Origin of the sequence: Phenylobacterium sp., assembly GCF_037189685.1 — a bacterium.
Classification (GTDB): domain Bacteria; phylum Pseudomonadota; class Alphaproteobacteria; order Caulobacterales; family Caulobacteraceae; genus Phenylobacterium.
In genome coordinates this window covers 261,693-279,184 of the sequence record NZ_JBBCIT010000014.1, presented here as the reverse complement: position 1 = coordinate 279,184, position 17,492 = coordinate 261,693, and the positions used below count along the sequence as shown (strand labels likewise).

At 69.9% G+C, this 17,492-nt stretch carries 19 protein-coding genes; 8 read left to right on the top strand and 11 right to left on the bottom strand.

The genetic code is table 11. From position 1 onward, the window contains the following. Positions 1 to 82 precede the first annotated feature (82 nt). On the top strand, positions 83 to 718 hold the full coding sequence (locus WG212_RS11375; RefSeq protein WP_337187207.1) for a glutathione S-transferase family protein: 636 nt from the start codon (positions 83 to 85) through the stop codon (positions 716 to 718). Between the two features lie 239 nt (positions 719 to 957). After that, entirely contained in the window at positions 958 to 3,423 is a 2,466-nt protein-coding gene (locus tag WG212_RS11370) for a TonB-dependent receptor (RefSeq protein WP_337187206.1), read from the top strand. Positions 3,424 to 3,494: 71 nt separating this feature from the next. Here the strand turns inward: WG212_RS11370 and WG212_RS11365 are convergent, their stop codons facing one another. The 3 genes from WG212_RS11365 to WG212_RS11355 form a co-directional block, all read right to left on the bottom strand. Next, entirely contained in the window at positions 3,495 to 4,076 is a 582-nt protein-coding gene (locus WG212_RS11365) for a hypothetical protein (RefSeq protein ID WP_337187205.1), read from the bottom strand. A 553-nt stretch (positions 4,077 to 4,629) separates the two neighbouring features. Further along, positions 4,630 to 5,133: a YdcF family protein gene (locus WG212_RS11360; RefSeq protein WP_337187204.1), complete on the bottom strand. Its 504-nt coding sequence runs from the start codon at positions 5,131 to 5,133 to the stop codon at positions 4,630 to 4,632. 23 nt (positions 5,134 to 5,156) lie between these two features. After that, positions 5,157 to 5,468 (bottom strand): hypothetical protein, encoded by a 312-nt coding sequence (locus WG212_RS11355; protein WP_337187203.1) that lies wholly within the window; start codon positions 5,466 to 5,468, stop codon positions 5,157 to 5,159. Positions 5,469 to 5,740: 272 nt separating this feature from the next. Between WG212_RS11355 and WG212_RS11350 the strand changes: the two genes are divergently transcribed. The 4 genes from WG212_RS11350 to WG212_RS11335 are packed head-to-tail and all read left to right on the top strand — an operon-like array spanning position 5,741 to position 9,292. Further along, entirely contained in the window at positions 5,741 to 6,868 is a 1,128-nt protein-coding gene (locus WG212_RS11350) for an ABC transporter permease (RefSeq protein ID WP_337187239.1), read from the top strand. Continuing rightward, positions 6,865 to 7,683, top strand: a complete 819-nt coding sequence (locus WG212_RS11345; RefSeq protein WP_337187202.1) for an ABC transporter ATP-binding protein — start codon at positions 6,865 to 6,867, stop codon at positions 7,681 to 7,683. Before WG212_RS11350 ends, WG212_RS11345 begins: the two co-directional genes overlap by 4 nt. Further along, positions 7,683 to 8,645, top strand: a complete 963-nt coding sequence (locus tag WG212_RS11340; protein ID WP_337187201.1) for an MlaD family protein — start codon at positions 7,683 to 7,685, stop codon at positions 8,643 to 8,645. Before WG212_RS11345 ends, WG212_RS11340 begins: the two co-directional genes overlap by 1 nt. After that, positions 8,642 to 9,292 carry an ABC-type transport auxiliary lipoprotein family protein gene (locus WG212_RS11335; RefSeq protein ID WP_337187200.1) on the top strand — a complete coding sequence of 217 codons (651 nt, stop codon included), beginning with the start codon at positions 8,642 to 8,644 and terminating at the stop codon, positions 9,290 to 9,292. The genes WG212_RS11340 and WG212_RS11335 overlap by 4 nt, the downstream gene beginning before the upstream one ends. Before the next feature lie 9 nt (positions 9,293 to 9,301). Here WG212_RS11335 and folD read toward each other — a convergent pair whose 3' ends face one another. The 4 genes from folD to WG212_RS11315 are packed head-to-tail and all read right to left on the bottom strand — an operon-like array spanning position 9,302 to position 12,296. Next, positions 9,302 to 10,192 (bottom strand): bifunctional methylenetetrahydrofolate dehydrogenase/methenyltetrahydrofolate cyclohydrolase FolD, encoded by an 891-nt coding sequence (gene folD / locus WG212_RS11330; RefSeq protein WP_337187199.1) that lies wholly within the window; start codon positions 10,190 to 10,192, stop codon positions 9,302 to 9,304. Then, positions 10,189 to 10,671, bottom strand: a complete 483-nt coding sequence (locus WG212_RS11325) for an NUDIX domain-containing protein (protein ID WP_337187198.1) — start codon at positions 10,669 to 10,671, stop codon at positions 10,189 to 10,191. The genes folD and WG212_RS11325 overlap by 4 nt, the downstream gene beginning before the upstream one ends. Then, complete coding sequence (locus tag WG212_RS11320; RefSeq protein ID WP_337187197.1) at positions 10,671 to 11,678, bottom strand: S1/P1 Nuclease; 1,008 nt, start codon at positions 11,676 to 11,678, stop codon at positions 10,671 to 10,673. The genes WG212_RS11325 and WG212_RS11320 overlap by 1 nt, the downstream gene beginning before the upstream one ends. Positions 11,679 to 11,720: 42 nt before the next feature. Then, complete coding sequence (locus tag WG212_RS11315; protein ID WP_337187196.1) at positions 11,721 to 12,296, bottom strand: glutathione S-transferase family protein; 576 nt, start codon at positions 12,294 to 12,296, stop codon at positions 11,721 to 11,723. Between the two features lie 205 nt (positions 12,297 to 12,501). Between WG212_RS11315 and WG212_RS11310 the strand changes: the two genes are divergently transcribed. Together WG212_RS11310 and WG212_RS11305 are read left to right on the top strand one after the other, a co-directional pair. Next, on the top strand, positions 12,502 to 12,960 hold the full coding sequence (locus WG212_RS11310; protein ID WP_337187238.1) for a 3D domain-containing protein: 459 nt from the start codon (positions 12,502 to 12,504) through the stop codon (positions 12,958 to 12,960). A gap of 162 nt (positions 12,961 to 13,122) precedes the next feature. Then, on the top strand, positions 13,123 to 13,653 hold the full coding sequence (locus tag WG212_RS11305; RefSeq protein WP_337187195.1) for an AAA family ATPase: 531 nt from the start codon (positions 13,123 to 13,125) through the stop codon (positions 13,651 to 13,653). Positions 13,654 to 13,751: 98 nt separating this feature from the next. On the opposite strand, the gene WG212_RS11300 is transcribed toward WG212_RS11305, so the two are convergent. Genes WG212_RS11300 through WG212_RS11285 form a run of 4 tightly spaced genes read right to left on the bottom strand, consistent with a single transcriptional unit; the run spans position 13,752 to position 17,490 of the window. Then, on the bottom strand, positions 13,752 to 14,576 hold the full coding sequence (locus WG212_RS11300; protein ID WP_337187194.1) for a ferredoxin--NADP reductase: 825 nt from the start codon (positions 14,574 to 14,576) through the stop codon (positions 13,752 to 13,754). A gap of 13 nt (positions 14,577 to 14,589) precedes the next feature. Beyond that, entirely contained in the window at positions 14,590 to 15,339 is a 750-nt protein-coding gene (locus WG212_RS11295) for a phosphoadenylyl-sulfate reductase (RefSeq protein WP_337187193.1), read from the bottom strand. Then, a complete protein-coding gene (locus WG212_RS11290) occupies positions 15,336 to 15,836 on the bottom strand; it encodes a DUF934 domain-containing protein (protein WP_337187192.1) in 501 nt (166 codons plus the stop codon). The genes WG212_RS11295 and WG212_RS11290 overlap by 4 nt, the downstream gene beginning before the upstream one ends. Further along, positions 15,820 to 17,490, bottom strand: coding sequence for a nitrite/sulfite reductase (locus tag WG212_RS11285; RefSeq protein ID WP_337187191.1), 1,671 nt, complete (start codon positions 17,488 to 17,490; stop codon positions 15,820 to 15,822). Before WG212_RS11285 ends, WG212_RS11290 begins: the two co-directional genes overlap by 17 nt. Between the last annotated feature and the right edge of the window lie 2 nt (positions 17,491 to 17,492).

Sequence of the window (17,492 nt, the reverse complement as noted above, 5' to 3'; positions counted from 1 at the left end):
CCCGGCGCCGGCGGCTCGGACCGGCCTTTTCGGCCGCCCTCGCCCGCGCCTAAGCTGGGTCCGGCAGCGAGGGAGCGCCAGCATGATCCTGATCGGCCAGTATGACAGCCCCTTCGTCCGGCGCGTCGCCGTCGCGATGCGGCTCTACGGTTTCGAGTACGAGCATCGGCCGTGGTCTGTGTTCGGGGACGCCGAGCGGATCGCCGAATTCAACCCGCTGCGGCGGGTCCCGACCCTGGTCACCGACGACGGCGAGGCGTTGATCGAGAGCGCCGCCATCCTCGACCACCTGGATGAACGGGCGGGGCGGGACCGCGCGCTGATCCCGCCAGGCGGCCCCGACCGCCGCCACGCCCTCAGGCTCTGCGCCCTCGCCACCGGCCTGGCCGACAAGGCCGTGAGCCTCGTCTACGAGCGTGTGATCCACGCGCGGGGGACGCCCTCCTGGGAGACGCGGTGCCACGACCAGATCGGCGGCGTCCTCTCGGTCCTGGAGGCCGAACGCTCGGCCCGGCCCGGCCCCTGGTGGTTCGGTGAGCGGATCGGCCATGCGGACATCGCCGTCGGCTGCGTCTTGCGGTTCGTGCGCGAGGCGCTGCCCGAAGCCTACTCCCCGACCGGCTGGCCCCGGCTGTCGGCCCATGCCCAGGCCTGCGAGGCGCTGCCGGCGTTCGCCGCCGTCGTACAGCCGTTCCACGTCACACCCCCGGGAAACTGACTCACGCGTCGGAAACTTCGTTCGGCGACCTCCAATATACCGACGCGTCACATCAGGACGGATTTTGCGACGCTTTCGTGACTCCGGCGCCACAGGCCCGGCGCCGAATGGGCGCGCGCGTCCGCAATCCCTTTGCCCATAACGCCTGGCTTCGCCTAGCCGCCCCTCACCGGGCAGGCCCGCACCTCCCCTCACAAGCAGGGCCGCTCCGGGGAGAACGAACTGAAATGAGAAACGGAATGCTGTTCCGCACGTCGGCGGTCGCCGCCGTGCTGGCGGGCGCCTTTGCGACCACCGCCCAAGCCCAGACCGGGGCCCAGGAGGAATCGGGCCGCGAGATCGAGGAAATCGTCGTCACCGCCCAGAAGCGCGAGCAGAGCCTTCAGGACGTCCCGATCGTGGTGACGACCGTGAGCGGTGAACTCCTCAAGGACGCCGGCGTCCGCGACATCCGCGACCTGACGGTCCTCACCCCCGGCCTGACCGTGACCTCGACCTCGAACGAGAGCGTCGTGACCGCGCGCGTGCGCGGCGTCGGCACCGTCGGCGACAACCCCGGCCTGGAATCCTCGGTCGGCGTGGTGATCGACGGCGTCTACCGCCCGCGCAACGGCGTGTCGTTCGGCGACCTGGGCCAGGTGAGCCGCATCGAGGTGCTGAAGGGTCCGCAGGGCACCCTGTTCGGCAAGAACACCTCGGCGGGCGTCATCAACGTCATCACCGCCGGCCCGACCCGCGACTTCCAGGCCGAGGGCGAAGCCACCTACGGCAACTACGACCAGTGGGGCCTGACAGGGTCTGTCTCCGGTCCGCTCTCGGAAGACGCGGCCGGCCACCTGTTCGTCGGCACGCGCCAGCGCGACGGCTACCAGAAGATCGTCACGGGCCCCGGCCCGCGCACCGAGCGCCGCGACAACGACCAGGACTTCTGGACGGTCCGCGGCCAGCTCCTGCTGACCCCCATCGACCAGGTGGACATCCGCATCATCGCCGACTTCACCAAGCGCAACGAAAGCTGCTGCGTCGGCACCCAGCTCTTCGTGGGCCAGGCCGCCAACAGCCGCGCCAGCTTCGTCAACGCCGTCCGCCCCGGCTCGCTGGACACGACGGCCGCGACGTTCGACCGCCGGGGCTACGCCAACCGTCCGACCGATCAGGACGTCGAGGACAAGGGCGTCTCGGCCGAGATCAACTGGGACCTGGGTTCCGGCCTCAAGCTCACCTCGATCACCGCCATCCGCAACTGGCGCACCGAGACGGGCCAGGACTCGGACTTCACGGCCGCGGACCTCGTGTATCGTCCCGCGGGCGGGGACAACTTCGTCGAGTTCGGCCAGCTCAGCCAGGAAATCCGGCTCGCGGGCGACGCCTATGACGGCCGCTTCAACTGGCTGGTCGGGGCCTTCTACGCCAACGAGGACCTGAAGAGCCGTTCGGTCCTGAACTACGGCGCGGACTACTACGCCTACTTCGCCGGCCGCGTGCTGAGCGGCGTCCCGGCCCTCATCGGGCTCACGCCGGGGACGATCTTCCAGGCCGGCAACGGCTCGGACGATCGCTACACCCAGTCGAGCGACACCATCGCCCTGTTCACGAACAACAGCTTCGCCATCACCGACCAGCTCGAACTGACGGTGGGCCTGCGGTTCACCCGCGACGAGAAGAAGCTGTTCAGCCGCTATACGACCACCGGCTCGTCCTGCGACCAGGCCGAGGCGGCGTTCGGTTCGCTCGCGGGTCTGGTCGGCCAGGCGACGGCGACGACGATCGTGGGCGGCCTCTGCCTGAACGCCCAGAACAACGACTTCGACGAACTGGGCACGTACCGTCAGAAGCGCGTCGAGGAGGAGTTCTCGGGCACGGCCAAGCTGGCGTACCGCTGGAACCGCGACCTGATGACCTATGCGTCGTACTCGCGCGGCTACAAGGCGGGCGGCTTCAACCTCGACCGGGAGCAGCGGATCGTCGTGACCGCCGCCGGCCCCAACTTCACGGCCGACCCGGACACCTCGTTCCGCGGTGAGTTCGTGGACAGCTACGAGCTGGGCGCCAAGACCAGCTGGTTCGACCGCACCCTGATGCTGAACGTCGCGGCCTTCTACCAGAAGTTCACCGACTTCCAGCTCAACACCTTCGTGGGCACGGCCTTCGTGGTCGAGACCCTGCCCGAGGTGGTGTCCAAGGGCGTTGACGTCGACTTCATCTACCTGCCGCCGATCGACGGCCTGACGCTCCAGGGGGGCGTCACCTACGCCGAGACCGAGATCCAGCCGTTCACGGCCGCGGATCTGCTGAACCCCACCCGGTTCAACAGCCTGCGCCGCCTGCCCGGCGCCCAACTGTCGTTCGCGCCCCTGTGGTCGGCCTCGCTGGCCGGCAGCTACGAGCGCGAGCTGGGCAACGGCCTGAAGTTCAAGGCCAACCTCTCGGGCAAGTACACGTCCCGCTACAACACCGGCTCCGACCTGCATCCGTCCAAGATCCAGGACGAGATGGTGCTGGTGAACGGCCGCGTGGGCATCGGCTCGGACGACGACCGCTGGACCGTCGAGCTCTGGTCGAACAACCTGTTCGACAAGGACTACGTCCAGGTGGGCTTCAACGGCCCGTTCCAGGTCGACGAGAACAACGACTCGATCAGCGTGTACGACGCCTTCCTGGGCGCCCCGCGCACCTACGGCGTGACCCTGCGCATGAAGTACTGATCGCGGCCCTGGGGTCTTGAGGCCCGGAGGGGCGGCGCGGGGGAACCCGCGCCGCCCCTTTGCATCTGGGGTCAGTAACGCTTGGTCGTGGTCATGGGCGCATCGGGGGCCGGCGCCGCCGGCGGCGTGTAGGTCGGCCGCGGATCGGCCTGCGCGGGCGCCGGCGTCGATGGCAGATCCAGAACCCTCACGCCCACGCCTGGGACGTCCCCGACGGCCTCGGCCTGAGGCGCCGGCGCTGGCGGTGGCGCAGGGCGTTCGACCACGCGCGGCGCGACCGCCTTCGCTGCAGCGACCCTTGAAGGCGCCTCGGGCAGCGACTGAGGCTGCGGCGGGATGGAAGGCCGGGCTGCGAGCGCCGGCGCCGGGACGACCCTCGAGGCGCCCTGCCCGACCGGCACGATGACCGGCGCCGCGCCGCCGGAGGCCTCGGCCTCGGATGGGTCAGGTCCTGGCGAGTCGGTCATGGACGGCGCGGTGGCGAGGGTCCCGGTCGGGCCGGGAGACGCGTCCGGAGCAGCCGCCCGCCCGCCCAGGATCACGGCGCCCAGGACGGCGAGGCCGCCGATACCCGCCGCAACCGCCGTTACGGCGACGAGCCCCGATCGCGGCCCGCGACGAGGCTCCGCGCGGCGACGCGGCGCCACCGGCATGACGGCCTCCGCGTCGGGCCTGGCCTCCACCGGAGGAGCGACGCCGGGCGGAGGCGCGGGCGCGACGGAGGCCGGTTCGATCGCGCGCAGCGGCGGCGGCACGGCGACACGTCGCCGAGGTTCAGGCGGAGGAGCCTGGGACGGGGACGTCGGTCCCGCGAACGACGGCCGAACAAACGCCGGCTGGATCGCCTCAGGCCGAGGCGGGGACGATGGGACTGTCGCCGGCTGAACGGCGGCCGGCCGAACGAACGCGGGCTGGATCCGGGTGGGCGTCGCCGAGGCGGCCGTCGCCGGCTCCGCCCCCTCCAGGGGGCGGACGAACACGGGCGTCAGGCGTTGGATCTCGGCCGCCGGTCCAGGGGGGCGCTCCGACTCCTCCGGGCCTCCGCCGGAAACCTGCGCCTCGTCCACGGGCGTCCCTGGCGTGCGCGGCAACGCGCCGACGCGGAACGGCGCCTGGGGCATCTTCGGCCACGCGCTGTTGCGGGCGAACGGATTGTCGTCGGCGTCCGATGCCATGACAGGAGCCTTCCCTTCGAGTTGGTCAGCACTATGACAGCAGTCGGCGACGATGCGTCAGGGCGAGGACGAGATCGTAGGGTATCGCCACCGCCTCGCGCAGCGCCATCGCGAACCGGTGGCCGAGACCGCCGCGCGGCCCCGGCTGCGGTCCTGCCCGGCTGCGCACGCCGAGAGCCGCCAGCAGCAGGCGGACCCGCGGAAGGTGGTAGGCGTCACTGCAGGCGATCACGAACGGCGCGCCTTCGGCGCGCGCGGCGCGGGCCGCGGCGGCGACGTTCTGCAGGGTGTCCAGGCTGGCCTCGTCCAGCAGGAGCCGGGCCGACGGCACGCCCAGGCGCGCCAGTTCGTCCGCCATGACCGCGGCCTCGCTGGGTCCCCGAGGCCCCGCGCCGCCCGAACAGAGGAGACGTGAAGCGGGGAACGCGGCGGCGGCTTCCGCCCCGTAGCGGATCCGGCGTGAGAGCGCGGGCGACGGGGTCCCGTCGGGCCGCACGGCCGCGCCGAAGATCACGATGAGGGGCGGCGCATCCACCCGATCACGATGAGCCGCGGCGTCTAGCCGTTCAACGGGGGATGATAGTGCTCGATCAGGTCCAGCCGTTCGGCCTCCCGGACAGCCCGCGTGACGTTGAGCCGGGTGAGCAGGGTGGCGTTGGCGTACTTCCGTCGCGCCTTTTCCAGGTCGCCCCGCCAACTCTGGCTGGCCAGGTTGTCGGTCTCGCCCGCATACACCACGGTCGGCCCCTCCTCCGTGAGTTCGGCGATCACATAGTTGGCCCCCGCCGGCGGCAGGAACCGATCCTCGTCCAGCGCGGAATAGCGGTAGCGGGCGCCCGAGGCGCCGGCGAAATCGATCTGCTGGGTCACGTCGCTCTCTCCACTCCAACGCAAGCGAGTCGGTTCGGGCCTGGTCCCGGGATGCTTACCCGGCGGACTTGGACCAAAACTTGACTGAGCGTGGCCGTAAGGTGCTCCGCCCACGGATACGAGGGATTTACGGAACAGCCTTCGCCTTGCAGGCGTTGGGCCTTGCAGGCGTGGGGGCGTGTGCGCCTCGCAGGCGTCCCGGAGATGCAGAGGAGCAGAAACGCGGCGCGGCGGGCTGGACAGCTTGGCCGGAGACCGTGACAAACGGCCACATGGAGACGCCCGCCGACTTCCAGTTGCAGGACGCCGCCGACCGGCTGACCGCCGAACTCACAGGCGACTGGACCACCGACCAACTCGGCGGATCCGGTCGGCGTCTCGCCGACGCCGTGAGGGGTCGCCCGGACGTGGCCCTGGACCTCACCGGCGTGGGGCGGATGGACACCGCGGGCGCCTTCGCCATCCTCCGCGCGCTGGGCGACGCCTTCAGCCTCCAGGCGGCGACCGGCCGCCGGGAGACGCTGCGGCTGCTCGAGCTGGTGGAGACCGCCACCCACGTCAAACCCGTGATCCGCCGCGAGCCGCGGGGTTTCCACGGCATGGTGATCCGGATCGGCAAGGGGACGACCGACCTCCTGGCCGAGTTCCTCGACACCATGGCCTTCTTCGGCCACCTCACGGTGGCGCTCGGCCGGATGGTCCGACGCCTCTTCACCGATCCGCGGCGCATCCGGTGGGCTCCGATCTTCACCCAGATGGAGCGCGCCGGCCTCGACGCGATCCCCATCGTGGCCCTGACCACCTTCTTCATCGGCGCGGTGGTGGCCCTGCTGGGCGTGAACATGCTGCGCCAGTTCGGCGCCGAGGTCTTCGTGGTCGAACTGATCGGCGTGGCGGTGCTGCGCGAGTTCAACATCGTCATCACCGCCGTCCTGCTCGCCGGCCGCTCGGCTTCGGCGTTCGCCGCCGAGCTGGGCTCCATGAAGATGCAGCAGGAGGTCGACGCCATGCAGGTGATGGGCGTCGATCCCTTCGACGCCCTGGTCCTTCCCAGGTTCATGGCCCTGCTGGTCACCATTCCCCTGCTGACGTTCGTGGCGACGCTGGCCGGTCTCGCCGGCGGCCTGATGGTGAGCTGGACGACCCTCGACCTCGGCCCCACCTTCTTCCTGCAGCGGATCGTCGACAATGTCGGACCCACGCACTTCTACATCGCCCTGTCGAAGGCGCCCGTGATGGCCGGCGTCGTGGCCGGCATCGGCTGCCGCCAGGGCCTTCTGGTCGGCGGCGACGTGCAGTCCCTGGGCCGGCGCGTGACGGGCGCGGTCGTCCACGCGATCTTCGCCATCATCATGCTCGATGCGGCCTTCGCGCTGCTCTACATGCAGCTCGACGTATGACCGACGCCCCCACCAGGCCCGCCACCGATATCCTCGACCGGGACGGCCCCGCCATCGAGGTCCGCGGCCTGCGGACGCAGTTCGGCGACCACGTCGTGCATGAAGACCTGGATCTCACCGTACGACGCGGCGAGATCCTGGGCGTCGTCGGCGGATCGGGCACGGGAAAGTCGGTGCTCCTGAACACGATCATCGGGCTCCGCAGCCCCAATGCGGGAACCGTCACCGTGTTCGGCCAGGAGCTTCAGAGGGCCTCGCGCCGGCGTTGGAGCGCGCTGGAGAAGTCATGGGGCGTGCTGTTCCAGGGGGGAGCCCTCTTCTCGAACCTCACGGTGCGCGAGAACGTTACGGCCCCCATGTTCGAGCACAGCCATCTGTCGCGCCGGGAGGCCGACGAACTGGCCGACCTGAAGATCGCGATGGTGGGCCTGCGCCCCGAGGCCGGGTCGCTGAAGCCGGCCGAGCTGTCGGGCGGGATGAAGAAGCGCGCGGGCCTGGCCCGGGCCCTGGCCCTCGATCCCGAACTCCTGTTCCTGGACGAGCCGACCTCGGGCCTCGACCCCATCGGCGCGGCGGCCTTCGACGAACTCACGCGGGACTTGTCGAACAGCCTGGGCCTCACCGTCTTCATGATCACCCACGACCTGGACTCGCTCTACGCGATCACCGACCGCGTGGCGGTGCTGGCCGACCGCAAGGTCGTGGCGACCGCCCCGGTGCGCGAACTGGAGTCGTCCGACCACCCGTGGATCCGCGAATACTTCCTGGGCCCGCGGGGACGCGCCGCCCGGAGCGCCCGGAACGAGAGGGCCTGATGGAAAAGAACGCCAACTACACCCTGGTGGGGCTCTCGACCCTCATCCTGATCTTCGCCGTCGCGATCTTTATCGTCTGGCTGGCGCGGCTCAGCTTCGCGCGCGACTTCCAGCTGTACGACATCGTGTTCAAGGGGCCCGTCCGCGGGCTGAACCAGGGCGGCGAAGTCCACTTCAACGGCATCAAGGTGGGCGAGGTCATCACCATCGCCCTGGACAAGACCAACCCGAGCAACGTGATCGCACGGGTCCGGGTGACCGACGACGTGCCCGTGCGGGCCGACTCGTTCGCCACGCTGGAGCCGCAGGGGATCACCGGCCTGAACTATGTGCAAATCACCTCGGGCACGAGTTCCCAGCCGCTTCTGGAGGACACGGCGCGGGCGTGGTGCGAGCGCGAGGGCGTGAGGCCGTGCGTCCCTGTGATCCGCAGCCAGCGCAGCACCCTGTCCGACCTCCTGGAGGGCGGCGGCACCGTGCTGACCCGCACCATCGAGGCGCTGGACCGGGTCAACCGCGTCCTGTCGGACCAGAACATAAAGACGCTGTCGGCCGCGATCTCCGACACCCAGGCGGTGACCGCCGAACTCCGCGAACGCCGCGCCATCATCGCCGACGCCCAGTCCGCCCTGAAGCGCATGGAGGAAGCGACCGCCGAGATCGCCGCGCTGTCGAAGACGACCCGCGACGTCGTCGATGGCGACGGCCGGCGCGCGATCCGGAACCTGGCCGACGCCGCACAGGAAGGCCGCGCGGTGGCCGCCGACGCGCGCGCCATGCTGTCGCGCCTCGACGGCCCGACCGCCGATTTCGCCACCCAGGGCCTGCCCCAGGTGACCCAGGCGGTGATCCAGCTTCAGAGCACGGCCGAAGCCCTGGAACGCCTGGTCAACGATATCCAGTCCAGCCCCACGGGCGCCCTGACCAAGCCCACCGCCAACGAGGTGAAGGTGCCCCAATGACCCGCCTGTTCCGCATCCTGCCCCTCGCGGTCGTCGTGACGGCGGCGCTTTCGGTCTCGGCCTGCATCTCGCTCGTGCCCAAGAGCAAGCCGGTGAACCTCTATCGGTTCGGCCAGCCGCTCTCAGAGACGGCCCTGGAGACTCCGACGGGCGCCGTGGGCGTGTTCCGGACGAACGGCGCCTTCCCGCGCGAAGCGGGGGGCGACCGCATCCTCACCATCACCGGGGGCAAGGCCGCCTATGTGGCCGAGACCCGCTGGGTCGCGCCGGCCGTCGCCCTGTGGGACGCCGCGGTGGTGGCGGCCTTCGACGCCGATCCCGGCCCGACCCGGCTGGTCGCCCGCGGGGAGACGGCGGCCGCCGACTACATCCTGCGCCTCGATGTCCGGAACTTCGAGACTCGCTACGACCGCGGCCCGAAGGCGGCGCCCACCGTCGTCGTGCGCGTCCGCGCCGCCCTGGTCGGCAAGGGCGAACGGCAAGCCATCAGCGAGCGCCTGTTCGAGAGCCGGGCCGAAGCGTCGGGCAACCGGGTGACGGCCATCGTCCCGGCCTACGACCGCGCGGTCGCCGACATGCTCGGCCAGATCGTCACCTGGACCAACGAGACGGCGAAGCCGGCGCAAACCCCCGGTCCCGCCGCCTGAGCCGCGGGACTACGCCAGGCCCGCGATCCGCTTCGCCGCCGTCACCGTGTTCTGAAGCAGACAGGCCACCGTCATCGGGCCGACGCCCTTGGGAACCGGCGTGATCGATCCTGCGACGGCGAGGCCTTCCTTGTAGTTCACGTCGCCGACGATCTTGGTCTTGCCCAGGGCGGCCTGCTCGGGGTTGTCGAAGGGCACCCGGTTGATGCCCACGTCGATGACGCAGGCGCCCGGCTTGATCCAATCGCCCCGGATCATTCGCGGCCGGCCGACGGCGGCCACCAGGATGTCGGCGGTGCGGCATACCGCCGGCAGGTCGACCGTCCGCGAATGCGCGATCGTGACGGTGCAGTCCGCGGCCAGCAGGAGCTGTGCGATCGGCTTGCCCACCAGCAGGGAGCGACCGACCACGACCGCATGCTTGCCGGCCACATCGCCCAGCGTCTCGCGGATCAGCACCATGCAGCCCACGGGCGTACAGGCCGTCAGCGCCGGCAAACCCGACGCCAGGCGGCCCGCGTTGATCACATGCAGGCCGTCCACGTCCTTGTCGGGATCGATGGCCGAGATGACGGCCTTCTCGTCCAGGTGCTTCGGCAACGGCAACTGCACGAGGATGCCGTGGATCAGCGGGTCGGCGTTCAGGTCCGCCACCAGCTTGAGCAGTTCGTCCTGCCGCGTATCGGCGGGCAGCCGATGTGTGACCGAGTGCATTCCGGCGGCCAGCGACTGCTCGCCCTTGGATTTCACATAGGCCTGGCTGGCCGGGTCTTCACCCACCAGCACCACGGCCAGGCCGGGCTGCAATCCGTGTTCGGCGCGGAGACGCGCAACCTCGGCGGTCACCTCCGCGCGGATGCGCTCCGCGACGGGCGCGCCTTCGATGATTCTGGCCGTCATGGCGCGCTGCTAGCGGTTCCCTCGCGCTCGCGCAATCGAAGCCATGCGGCCACCGCCCAGGCGTGCGAATCCCGGTCCAGCCGCCGGACGGCCTCGTCGGGGGCGATCCAGCGCAGATGGTGGTCAGGCTCGATCTTCAGCGCAGGGTCCTCGCGCTCCATCGTCGCGGCAAAGAACTGCCCGCGTGTGTTGCGCACCCTGCCATCGTTGTGGAGGTAGAAATGGTCCGCCCGCGCGAAGGGCCGGGCCGCCAGGGCCACCACCAGCCCCGCCTCCTCCCCGCACTCGCGCGCGGCCGCCTGGACGGCGGTCTCGCCCGGATCGATCCCGCCGCCCGGCAGGTCGATGACCAGCCCGCGGTCCCGGCGGTCGACCTCCACCACCGCGATCAGCCCCTCGTGCGCGATCACGGCGAAGGCGGCCGGCCGGTCGGGATACGGGCCTTCCAGCCCCGCTTCGCCGAACTGCGGGACCGGCATCAGTCCACCGCGTAGAGCGACGGGTGCGGATCGACCTTGCCCGCCAGCACGTCCTCGACCGCCACGGGCTTCCAGCCGACCTTGCTCTTCATGCTGTCGCGCCAGGCCTCGACGATCAGGTCGCGCAGCTCCGAGGCGCCCGCGGCCAGCCGCACGGCGGCGAATTCGGGTCCCCGCGGGTCGCCGGCCTTCAATCCCCCAGCCTTCTCCAGCTCGTAGAAGGGGATCACCTGCTTCCAGCCCACCGTCAGGTAGTCGACCACCCGCTGCTCGATCGGGCAGGCGCAGCTCCGGAACGGCGCCATGCGGGCCTCCACCTCGGCCGGCGGCACGCGGCCCCGCACCAGATCGCCCTCGAACGGCCCGTGCAGGCGGGCGGTCGAGTAGCCGGCCGGGTTGGGATAGTCCCCCCAGCCGTTGTAGTGGACCGACAGATGCAGCGGCTGGCTGCCGTCGCCCACGAAATGGCCCAGTTCGCCGATCCCCTTCAGGATGAGCGCTTCTCGCCGGACCCGGTCCTGCCGGAACCACTTGCGGTTGGCCTTCCATTCCGGATTGCGCTCGGCGGCGTCCAGGACCCGCCAGTAGGCCAGGTCGGCCACGAGTTGCTGATAGCGGTCCAGGATCGAATACGGCAGATAACCCGCCTTCCACTGGTCGAGGCCGGCCGACCTCAGGACGGTCTCGTAGTCGGCGCGCGTCGCCGCCAGCGGCAGCCAGGCCGGCCCGCCCAACAGCTTGCCCTCGTCGTCGATGTCGATGAAGTGGGCCGCGTCGCGGTCGTGGTCGTGGAGTTTGCCCGCGCCCTTGGACCGGTCGGGCTCCCGGACCAGCTCGCCCACGTCCAGGGCCGCCTGTCGCGTGCGCAGGAAGGCCGGAACCTCGTCCGGCAGGCCCCGCATGGCGGCCTGTCCCTGCATCCGGTGGCCGGCGCCGCCCCACGCATGGGCGGGACCGGACGTGGCGACGGCGGCGCACGCGGCCGCAGCGAGAAGGAGACGCTTCATCCCTTCCCTCTCGCGTGCCACCGGCCGGAAGGCAAGCGGGCCTCAGGCGATCCCGAGCGCCGTCTCGACCCGCGCCACCCAGGCCTTCACCCTGGGATAGAGATCGAGGTCGAAGCCGCCCTCGGGGGCGAGGCGCGTGTAGGCCACCAGCGCCACGTCGGCCAGCGTCACGGCGTCGCCCACCAGGAAATCGCCGCCCGCCAGGCCCGTCTCCAGCCGCTGAAGCGCGGCGGCGGCGCGCTCCACCAGCCGCGCGTCCAGTTCGGTGGGCGACTTGCCCTGGTAGACCACCTGGAAGCGGGCGACGGCCACATAGGGCTCGTGGCTGTACTGCTCCCAGAACAGCCACTCCAGCATCCGGGCGCAGGCGTCGGCCGGGATGAGCGGCGAGCCCTCGGCCAGATGTAGGATGATGGCGTTGGACTGCGCCAGCGGCCGCCCGTCGTCCAGGCTCACGGCCGGGACCTGGCCGGCCGGATTCATCGCCAGGAAGGCCGGCGTCCGCGACTCTCCCCGCGTGATGTCGACCTCGATCCAATCGTACGTACGGCCCAGGAAATCGGCCGTCCATTTTACCTTCAGGCAGTTTCCGGACTTGCTATCCCCATAGATTTTCATTGCCTGATCCCCCACGGCGGATGCCGGACTTTCGGATATTTCCTATGTTGCGCAAGCCATTCCCGCTAACCATCGCCGTTAGGGATTCTCACAACCCTGCGGCGTATGGCCCTCCGGGGTTGCCCCCTGGAAGCCGAGCCGCTAGGAGTCCGCCCACCAGTTCAACGACGTAGGAGACGCCGTCTTGCGACGCCGCCTCGCCGCCCTGGCATTGTTTTTCGCCATCGGGACCGCCACACAAGCGCAAGCCGCGCAGAAGGACCCGGTGGGAGATCTGATCTCCTCCGTGATCTCGGGCGCCCTTCCCGGAACCGGGGTCTTCAACGTGAAGGCCACCCTCTATCATGCCGGCGCCAAGGGCGTGGGCGTGCTCGACAGCCTGGGCTGCAAGGTGGTTCCCATGCGCACCCTGGCGGTCGACAAGACCATCATCCCCCGCCGCACGGTCGTCTTCATCAAGGAGACGGTCGGTCTCAGAATGCCGAACGGCGACGCCCACGACGGCTACTGGTACGCCTCGGATGTGGGCGGGGCGATCAAGGGCCAGCGGGTGGATCTCTACACCGGCCACGGCGCCGCCTCGATGAAGCCCGTGCAGAAGCTGAACCTCTCCACCCTCACGGCGGTGAAGGTCGGCGAGTTCAAGGGCTGCCCACCGGCCTGATCGCTCCCTCTTTGTGGAGAGGGACAGACCGCGAGGCGGTCAGGGTGGGGAAGCGTGGGCCGAAGTGCGGACGTCGGGGACGATCCCCGTTTCCCCCACCCATCTGTCCCCCGGCCTTCGCCGGGGTCCAGCCACCCTCCCGATGAAGGGAGGGAGAGATCGATGTACAAGCCGAACTTCTTCATCCTCACCGGCGGCCCCGGCGTCGGCAAGACGGCGCTGCTCGCCGAGCTGGCGCGCCGCGGGGAACTCACCGTGGCCGAGAACGCCCGGGCGGTGATCGCCGACGAGATGGCCGACGAGGGCGAGGGCATGCCCTGGCGCGACAACCGTCGCTTCTGCGACCTCACCACGGCCCGCGACATCGCCGACTTCGACCGGCTGTCGGGCGAGACGCGTCGGGTCTTCTTCGACCGCGGGATCATCGACATGTGGGGCGCGAACGGGACGCCGCCATCGCCCGCCCTGCGCGAGGCCGTGCGGACGCGACGTTACAACGAGACGGTGTTCGTCCTGCCGCCCTGGCGCGAGATCTACGAGACCGACGCCGAGCGCCGGCAGGACTGGGCGGAGGCCGAGGCCACCTTCGGGCGCATCCTCGCCATGCTGGCCGAGACCGGCTACGCGCCTGTCGTCGTCCCGACGGGAAGCGTCGCCGCACGGGCGGAGTTCGTCCGCGGCTGGGGCGCCTAGAGCGCTTTCCGGCGAAGTGGACACCGGTTCGCCGCTAGAAAGCGCGACAAATCAAGAATCTAGAGCGCCGCTCCGATTCAATCGGAGCGAATAGCGCTCTAGGTCTCGACGAACGCCTTTTCCAGCACGAAGTCGCCAGGCGACGCGATCGACCCTTCGACGTAACCCATGTCCAGGAGCTGCTGCTTCAGGTCGGCCAGCACCGAGGGACCGCCGCACATCATGACCCGATCCTCGGCCGGATCGAAGGGCGGCAGGCCGAGGTCGCGGAACATCTGGCCCGAAGCGATCAGGTTGGTGATCCGGCCCTGCGTCCGGAACGCCTCGCGGGTGACGGTCGGATAATAGCGGAGCTTGCCGCCGATCAGTTCGCCCAGGATCTCGTCCTTCGGCAGTTCGGCGAACAGGTCGGCATAGTTCAGGTCCTGCACCTCGCGCACGGTGTGCGTCACCACCACCGTCTCGAAGCGCTCGTAGACCTCGGGCTCCCGAGCCAGCGACAGCCAGGGGGCCAAGCCGGTGCCCGTGCCCAGCATGTACAGCCGCTTGCCGGGCTTCAGGCCGTCCAGCACCAGCGTGCCCGTGGGCTTGCGGCCGATCAGAACCTGGTCGCCCACCTTGATGTTCTGCAGGCGCGAGGTCAGCGGGCCGTCCGGCACCTTGATGGAATAGAACTCCAGTTCCTCGTGCCACGACGGCGAGGCGATGGAATAGGCGCGCACCAGCGGCTTGCCGTCCTCCTTCTGGAGGCCGACCATCACGAACTGGCCGCTCGAGAAGCGCAGGCCCGGATCGCGGGTGGTGCGGAACGAGAACAGACTCGAGGTCCAATGCTGAACCCAGGTCACCGTCTCGACATAGAAGGCGCCTGAAGCTTTCAGGCCACCCGCCGGAGCAGAGGCGGCCACGGTCACATCGTTCATCCCGAAATCCGTCCTAAATATCGCCGCCGACGTTGTCCGGCACGCCGGGCGCACGAGCCACATGGATGCCGCACTCGGTCTTGTCCAGACCCTTCCAGCGGCCGGCGCGAACGTCCTCGCCCGCCTCCACCGGATGGGTGCAGGGCCAGCAGCCGATCGAGGGAAAGCCCTGGGCCACCAGGGGATGAGCCGGCAGGTCGTGCTCGGCGGCGTAGGCGTCGAGGTCCGACTTGCCCCAGTTGGCCAGGGGATTGAACTTCACCTTGCCCTCGGCGTGCTCGACCACGGGCAGGTTCAGCCGGTCGCCGCCGTGGAAGCGCTTGCGGCCCGTGATCCACGCCTCGAATTCGCCCAGCGCGCGGTCCAGCGGCAGCACCTTGCGGATGTGGCAGCAGGCGTCGGTGTCGGTCTGCCAGAGCTTGGCCTGGGGATCGTCGGTCGCCAGGTCGTTGTAGGCGGGTCGCAGGTCGCGCACCCCGGTCAGTCCCAGGCGTTCCGCCAGGGTCTTGCGGTAGTCCAGCGTCTGGCCGAACAGCATGCCGGTGTCGAGGAACAGGATCGGGATGTCGCGCTTCACCTGGGCGGCGACGTGCAGCAGCACGGCCGATTCGGCGCCGAACGACGACACCAGGGCCAGGCTGTCGCCGAAGCTCTCCACCGCGGCTTCCAGCACGGTGCGCGGGTGGGCGCGGCGCAGCTCGGCGTCGAGCCGCAGGGCCAGCGCCACATCCGCCCCGACGGGATCATCATAGGCCACGCTCATCCCTCCCGCTCCACGAACGCCGGCGCCCGGCCGTCGGCCGCGCGCTGATAGACGTGCCGGTAGCGGCGGATGGCCGCCTGCCACTCGTTGGCGCTGGCGTCGTCGGCCGGCTCGAAGGCGTCGAAACCGACACGCGCCATGAAGCCCGCCTGCTCCCGCAGGACATCGCCCACGGCGCGGACCTCGGCCTTGAATCCATAGCGCTCCCGGACCAGACGGGCGTTCGTATAGGCGCGCCCGTCGCGGTACTTGGGGAAGTCGAGCGCCACGAGCGAGAGCCGCGGCAGGTCGTAGGCCAGGGCCTCGACCTCCTCGTCCGACTTCAGGCGCACCCCCACAAGCCGCCCCTCGGACAGCAGGCGGTCGCCCTCCTGCTGGAAGCGCGTCAACGACACGATCACGTCGCCGGGCGGCAGGTCCTCGTCGTCGGCCACATGCGTGAAGGGATCCTCGGCGGGCCTGCAGACGCCGTCCTTCAGCTCAATGAGCGTCGGCATAGACGGCCTCCTTGAACGGGGCCACGCCGGTGCGGCGGAAGGTGTCGAGGAACCGCTCCCCGTCCCGGCGCTCCCGCAGGTAGACATCGACCAGGGTGTCCACCGCGCCGGCGACGCGGTCATAGGGCAGCGCCGGCCCCAGGATCGAGCCCAGCGAGGCGTCCTCGGCGCCCGAACCGCCCAAGGTGAGCTGGTAGAACTCCTCGCCCTTCTTATCGACGCCCAGAATGCCGATGTGGCCCACATGGTGGTGGCCGCAGGCGTTGATGCAGCCGCTGATCTTGATCTTCAGCTCGCCCACCTTCTCGGCCCGATCCTGGTCGCGGAACTTCTCGGCGATGTGCTGGGCGATCGGGATCGCGCGGGCGTTGGCCAGGGCGCAGTAGTCCAGCCCCGGGCAGGCGATGATGTCGCTCACCAGGTTGATGTTCGCCGTGGCGATCCCGGCCTCGGCCAGGGCGGCCCAGACCGCCGGGATGTCGTCGAGCCTCACGTGCGGCAGGACCAGGTTCTGCTCGTGGGTGACGCGGATGTCGTCCTGGCCGTAGCGCTCCGCCAGGTCGGCCACGGCCTCCATCTGCTCGGAGGTGGCGTCGCCTGGGGTGTCGCCGATGCCCTTCAGGCTGATCTCGACGATGCCGTAGCCGGGCTTCTTGTGCGGCTTGACGTTGTTGCGGACGAACCGCGCGAACGCGGGGGTCGACGCCTTGGCCGCCTCGAAGGCCTCGGAGACGGCCGGCAGGGTCTCGAACGTCGCCGTCGCGAACGCGCCACGGATACGGGCCAGCTCGGTGTCGGGCAGGTCGGCCCCACCCTCGCCCGCATCCTGGTCGATCTTGGCCCACTCGGCCTCGACCTGCCGGGCGAACTCGTCCTTGCCGAGGGCCGCCACCAGGATCTTGATCCGGGCCTTGTAGATGTTGTCCCGGCGACCGTGGCGATTGTACACGCGCAGGATCGCTTCCAGGTACGAGAGCAGCCGGTTGACCGGCAGGAACTCCTTGATGGTCGGCCCGACATAGGGCGTCCGCCCCATCCCGCCGCCGACGATCACCTCGAAGCCCAGCGCGCCGTCGCGGGCGCGCTTCAGCACCAGGCCGATGTCATGCACCCGGGCCGCCGTCCGGTCCTTGGGCGCCGCGGTGATGGCGATCTTGAACTTGCGCGGCAGGAACGAGAACTCGGGGTGGAAGGTCGACCACTGGCGGATCGCCTCGGCCCACACCCGCGGATCGTCCACCTCCTCGGCGGTCGCGCCCGCATAGGGGTCGGTCGTGGTGTTGCGGATGCAGTTCCCCGACGTCTGGATCGCGTGCATGTCGACGCTGGCCAGGTGATCCAGGATGTCGGGCGTGTCGGCCAGCTTGATCCAGTGGAACTGGAGGTTCGTCCGCGTCGTGAAGTGGCCGTAGCCCTTGTCGTAGGTGCGGCCGATCCAAGCCAGCTTTCGGAGCTGGGCGGGGTTCAGCGAGCCGTAGGGGATGGCCACCCGCAGCATGTAGGCGTGAAGCTGGAGGTAGAGGCCGTTCATCAGCCGCAGGGGCTTGAACTGGTCCTCGGAGAGCTCGCCCGAGAGCCGGCGCGCCACCTGGCCGCGGAACTCCGCGGACCGGTCGGCCAGCATCTCCTTGTCGAGGGTGTCGTACTGGTACATCG

Coding starts and splice junctions, on each gene's coding strand:
- folD (WP_337187199.1), bottom strand. CDS start 10,192: ATGACGGCCAGAATCATCGAAGGCGCGCCCGTCGCGGAGCGCATCCGC.
- WG212_RS11320 (WP_337187197.1), bottom strand. CDS start 11,678: ATGAAGCGTCTCCTTCTCGCTGCGGCCGCGTGCGCCGCCGTCGCCACG.
- WG212_RS11370 (WP_337187206.1), top strand. CDS start 958: ATGCTGTTCCGCACGTCGGCGGTCGCCGCCGTGCTGGCGGGCGCCTTT.
- WG212_RS11285 (WP_337187191.1), bottom strand. CDS start 17,490: ATGTACCAGTACGACACCCTCGACAAGGAGATGCTGGCCGACCGGTCC.
- WG212_RS11365 (WP_337187205.1), bottom strand. CDS start 4,076: ATGCCGGTGGCGCCGCGTCGCCGCGCGGAGCCTCGTCGCGGGCCGCGA.
- WG212_RS11305 (WP_337187195.1), top strand. CDS start 13,123: ATGTACAAGCCGAACTTCTTCATCCTCACCGGCGGCCCCGGCGTCGGC.
- WG212_RS11325 (WP_337187198.1), bottom strand. CDS start 10,671: ATGCCGGTCCCGCAGTTCGGCGAAGCGGGGCTGGAAGGCCCGTATCCC.
- WG212_RS11290 (WP_337187192.1), bottom strand. CDS start 15,836: ATGCCGACGCTCATTGAGCTGAAGGACGGCGTCTGCAGGCCCGCCGAG.
- WG212_RS11295 (WP_337187193.1), bottom strand. CDS start 15,339: ATGAGCGTGGCCTATGATGATCCCGTCGGGGCGGATGTGGCGCTGGCC.
- WG212_RS11375 (WP_337187207.1), top strand. CDS start 83: ATGATCCTGATCGGCCAGTATGACAGCCCCTTCGTCCGGCGCGTCGCC.
- WG212_RS11345 (WP_337187202.1), top strand. CDS start 6,865: ATGACCGACGCCCCCACCAGGCCCGCCACCGATATCCTCGACCGGGAC.
- WG212_RS11340 (WP_337187201.1), top strand. CDS start 7,683: ATGGAAAAGAACGCCAACTACACCCTGGTGGGGCTCTCGACCCTCATC.
- WG212_RS11335 (WP_337187200.1), top strand. CDS start 8,642: ATGACCCGCCTGTTCCGCATCCTGCCCCTCGCGGTCGTCGTGACGGCG.
- WG212_RS11300 (WP_337187194.1), bottom strand. CDS start 14,576: ATGAACGATGTGACCGTGGCCGCCTCTGCTCCGGCGGGTGGCCTGAAA.
- WG212_RS11315 (WP_337187196.1), bottom strand. CDS start 12,296: ATGAAAATCTATGGGGATAGCAAGTCCGGAAACTGCCTGAAGGTAAAA.
- WG212_RS11350 (WP_337187239.1), top strand. CDS start 5,741: ATGGAGACGCCCGCCGACTTCCAGTTGCAGGACGCCGCCGACCGGCTG.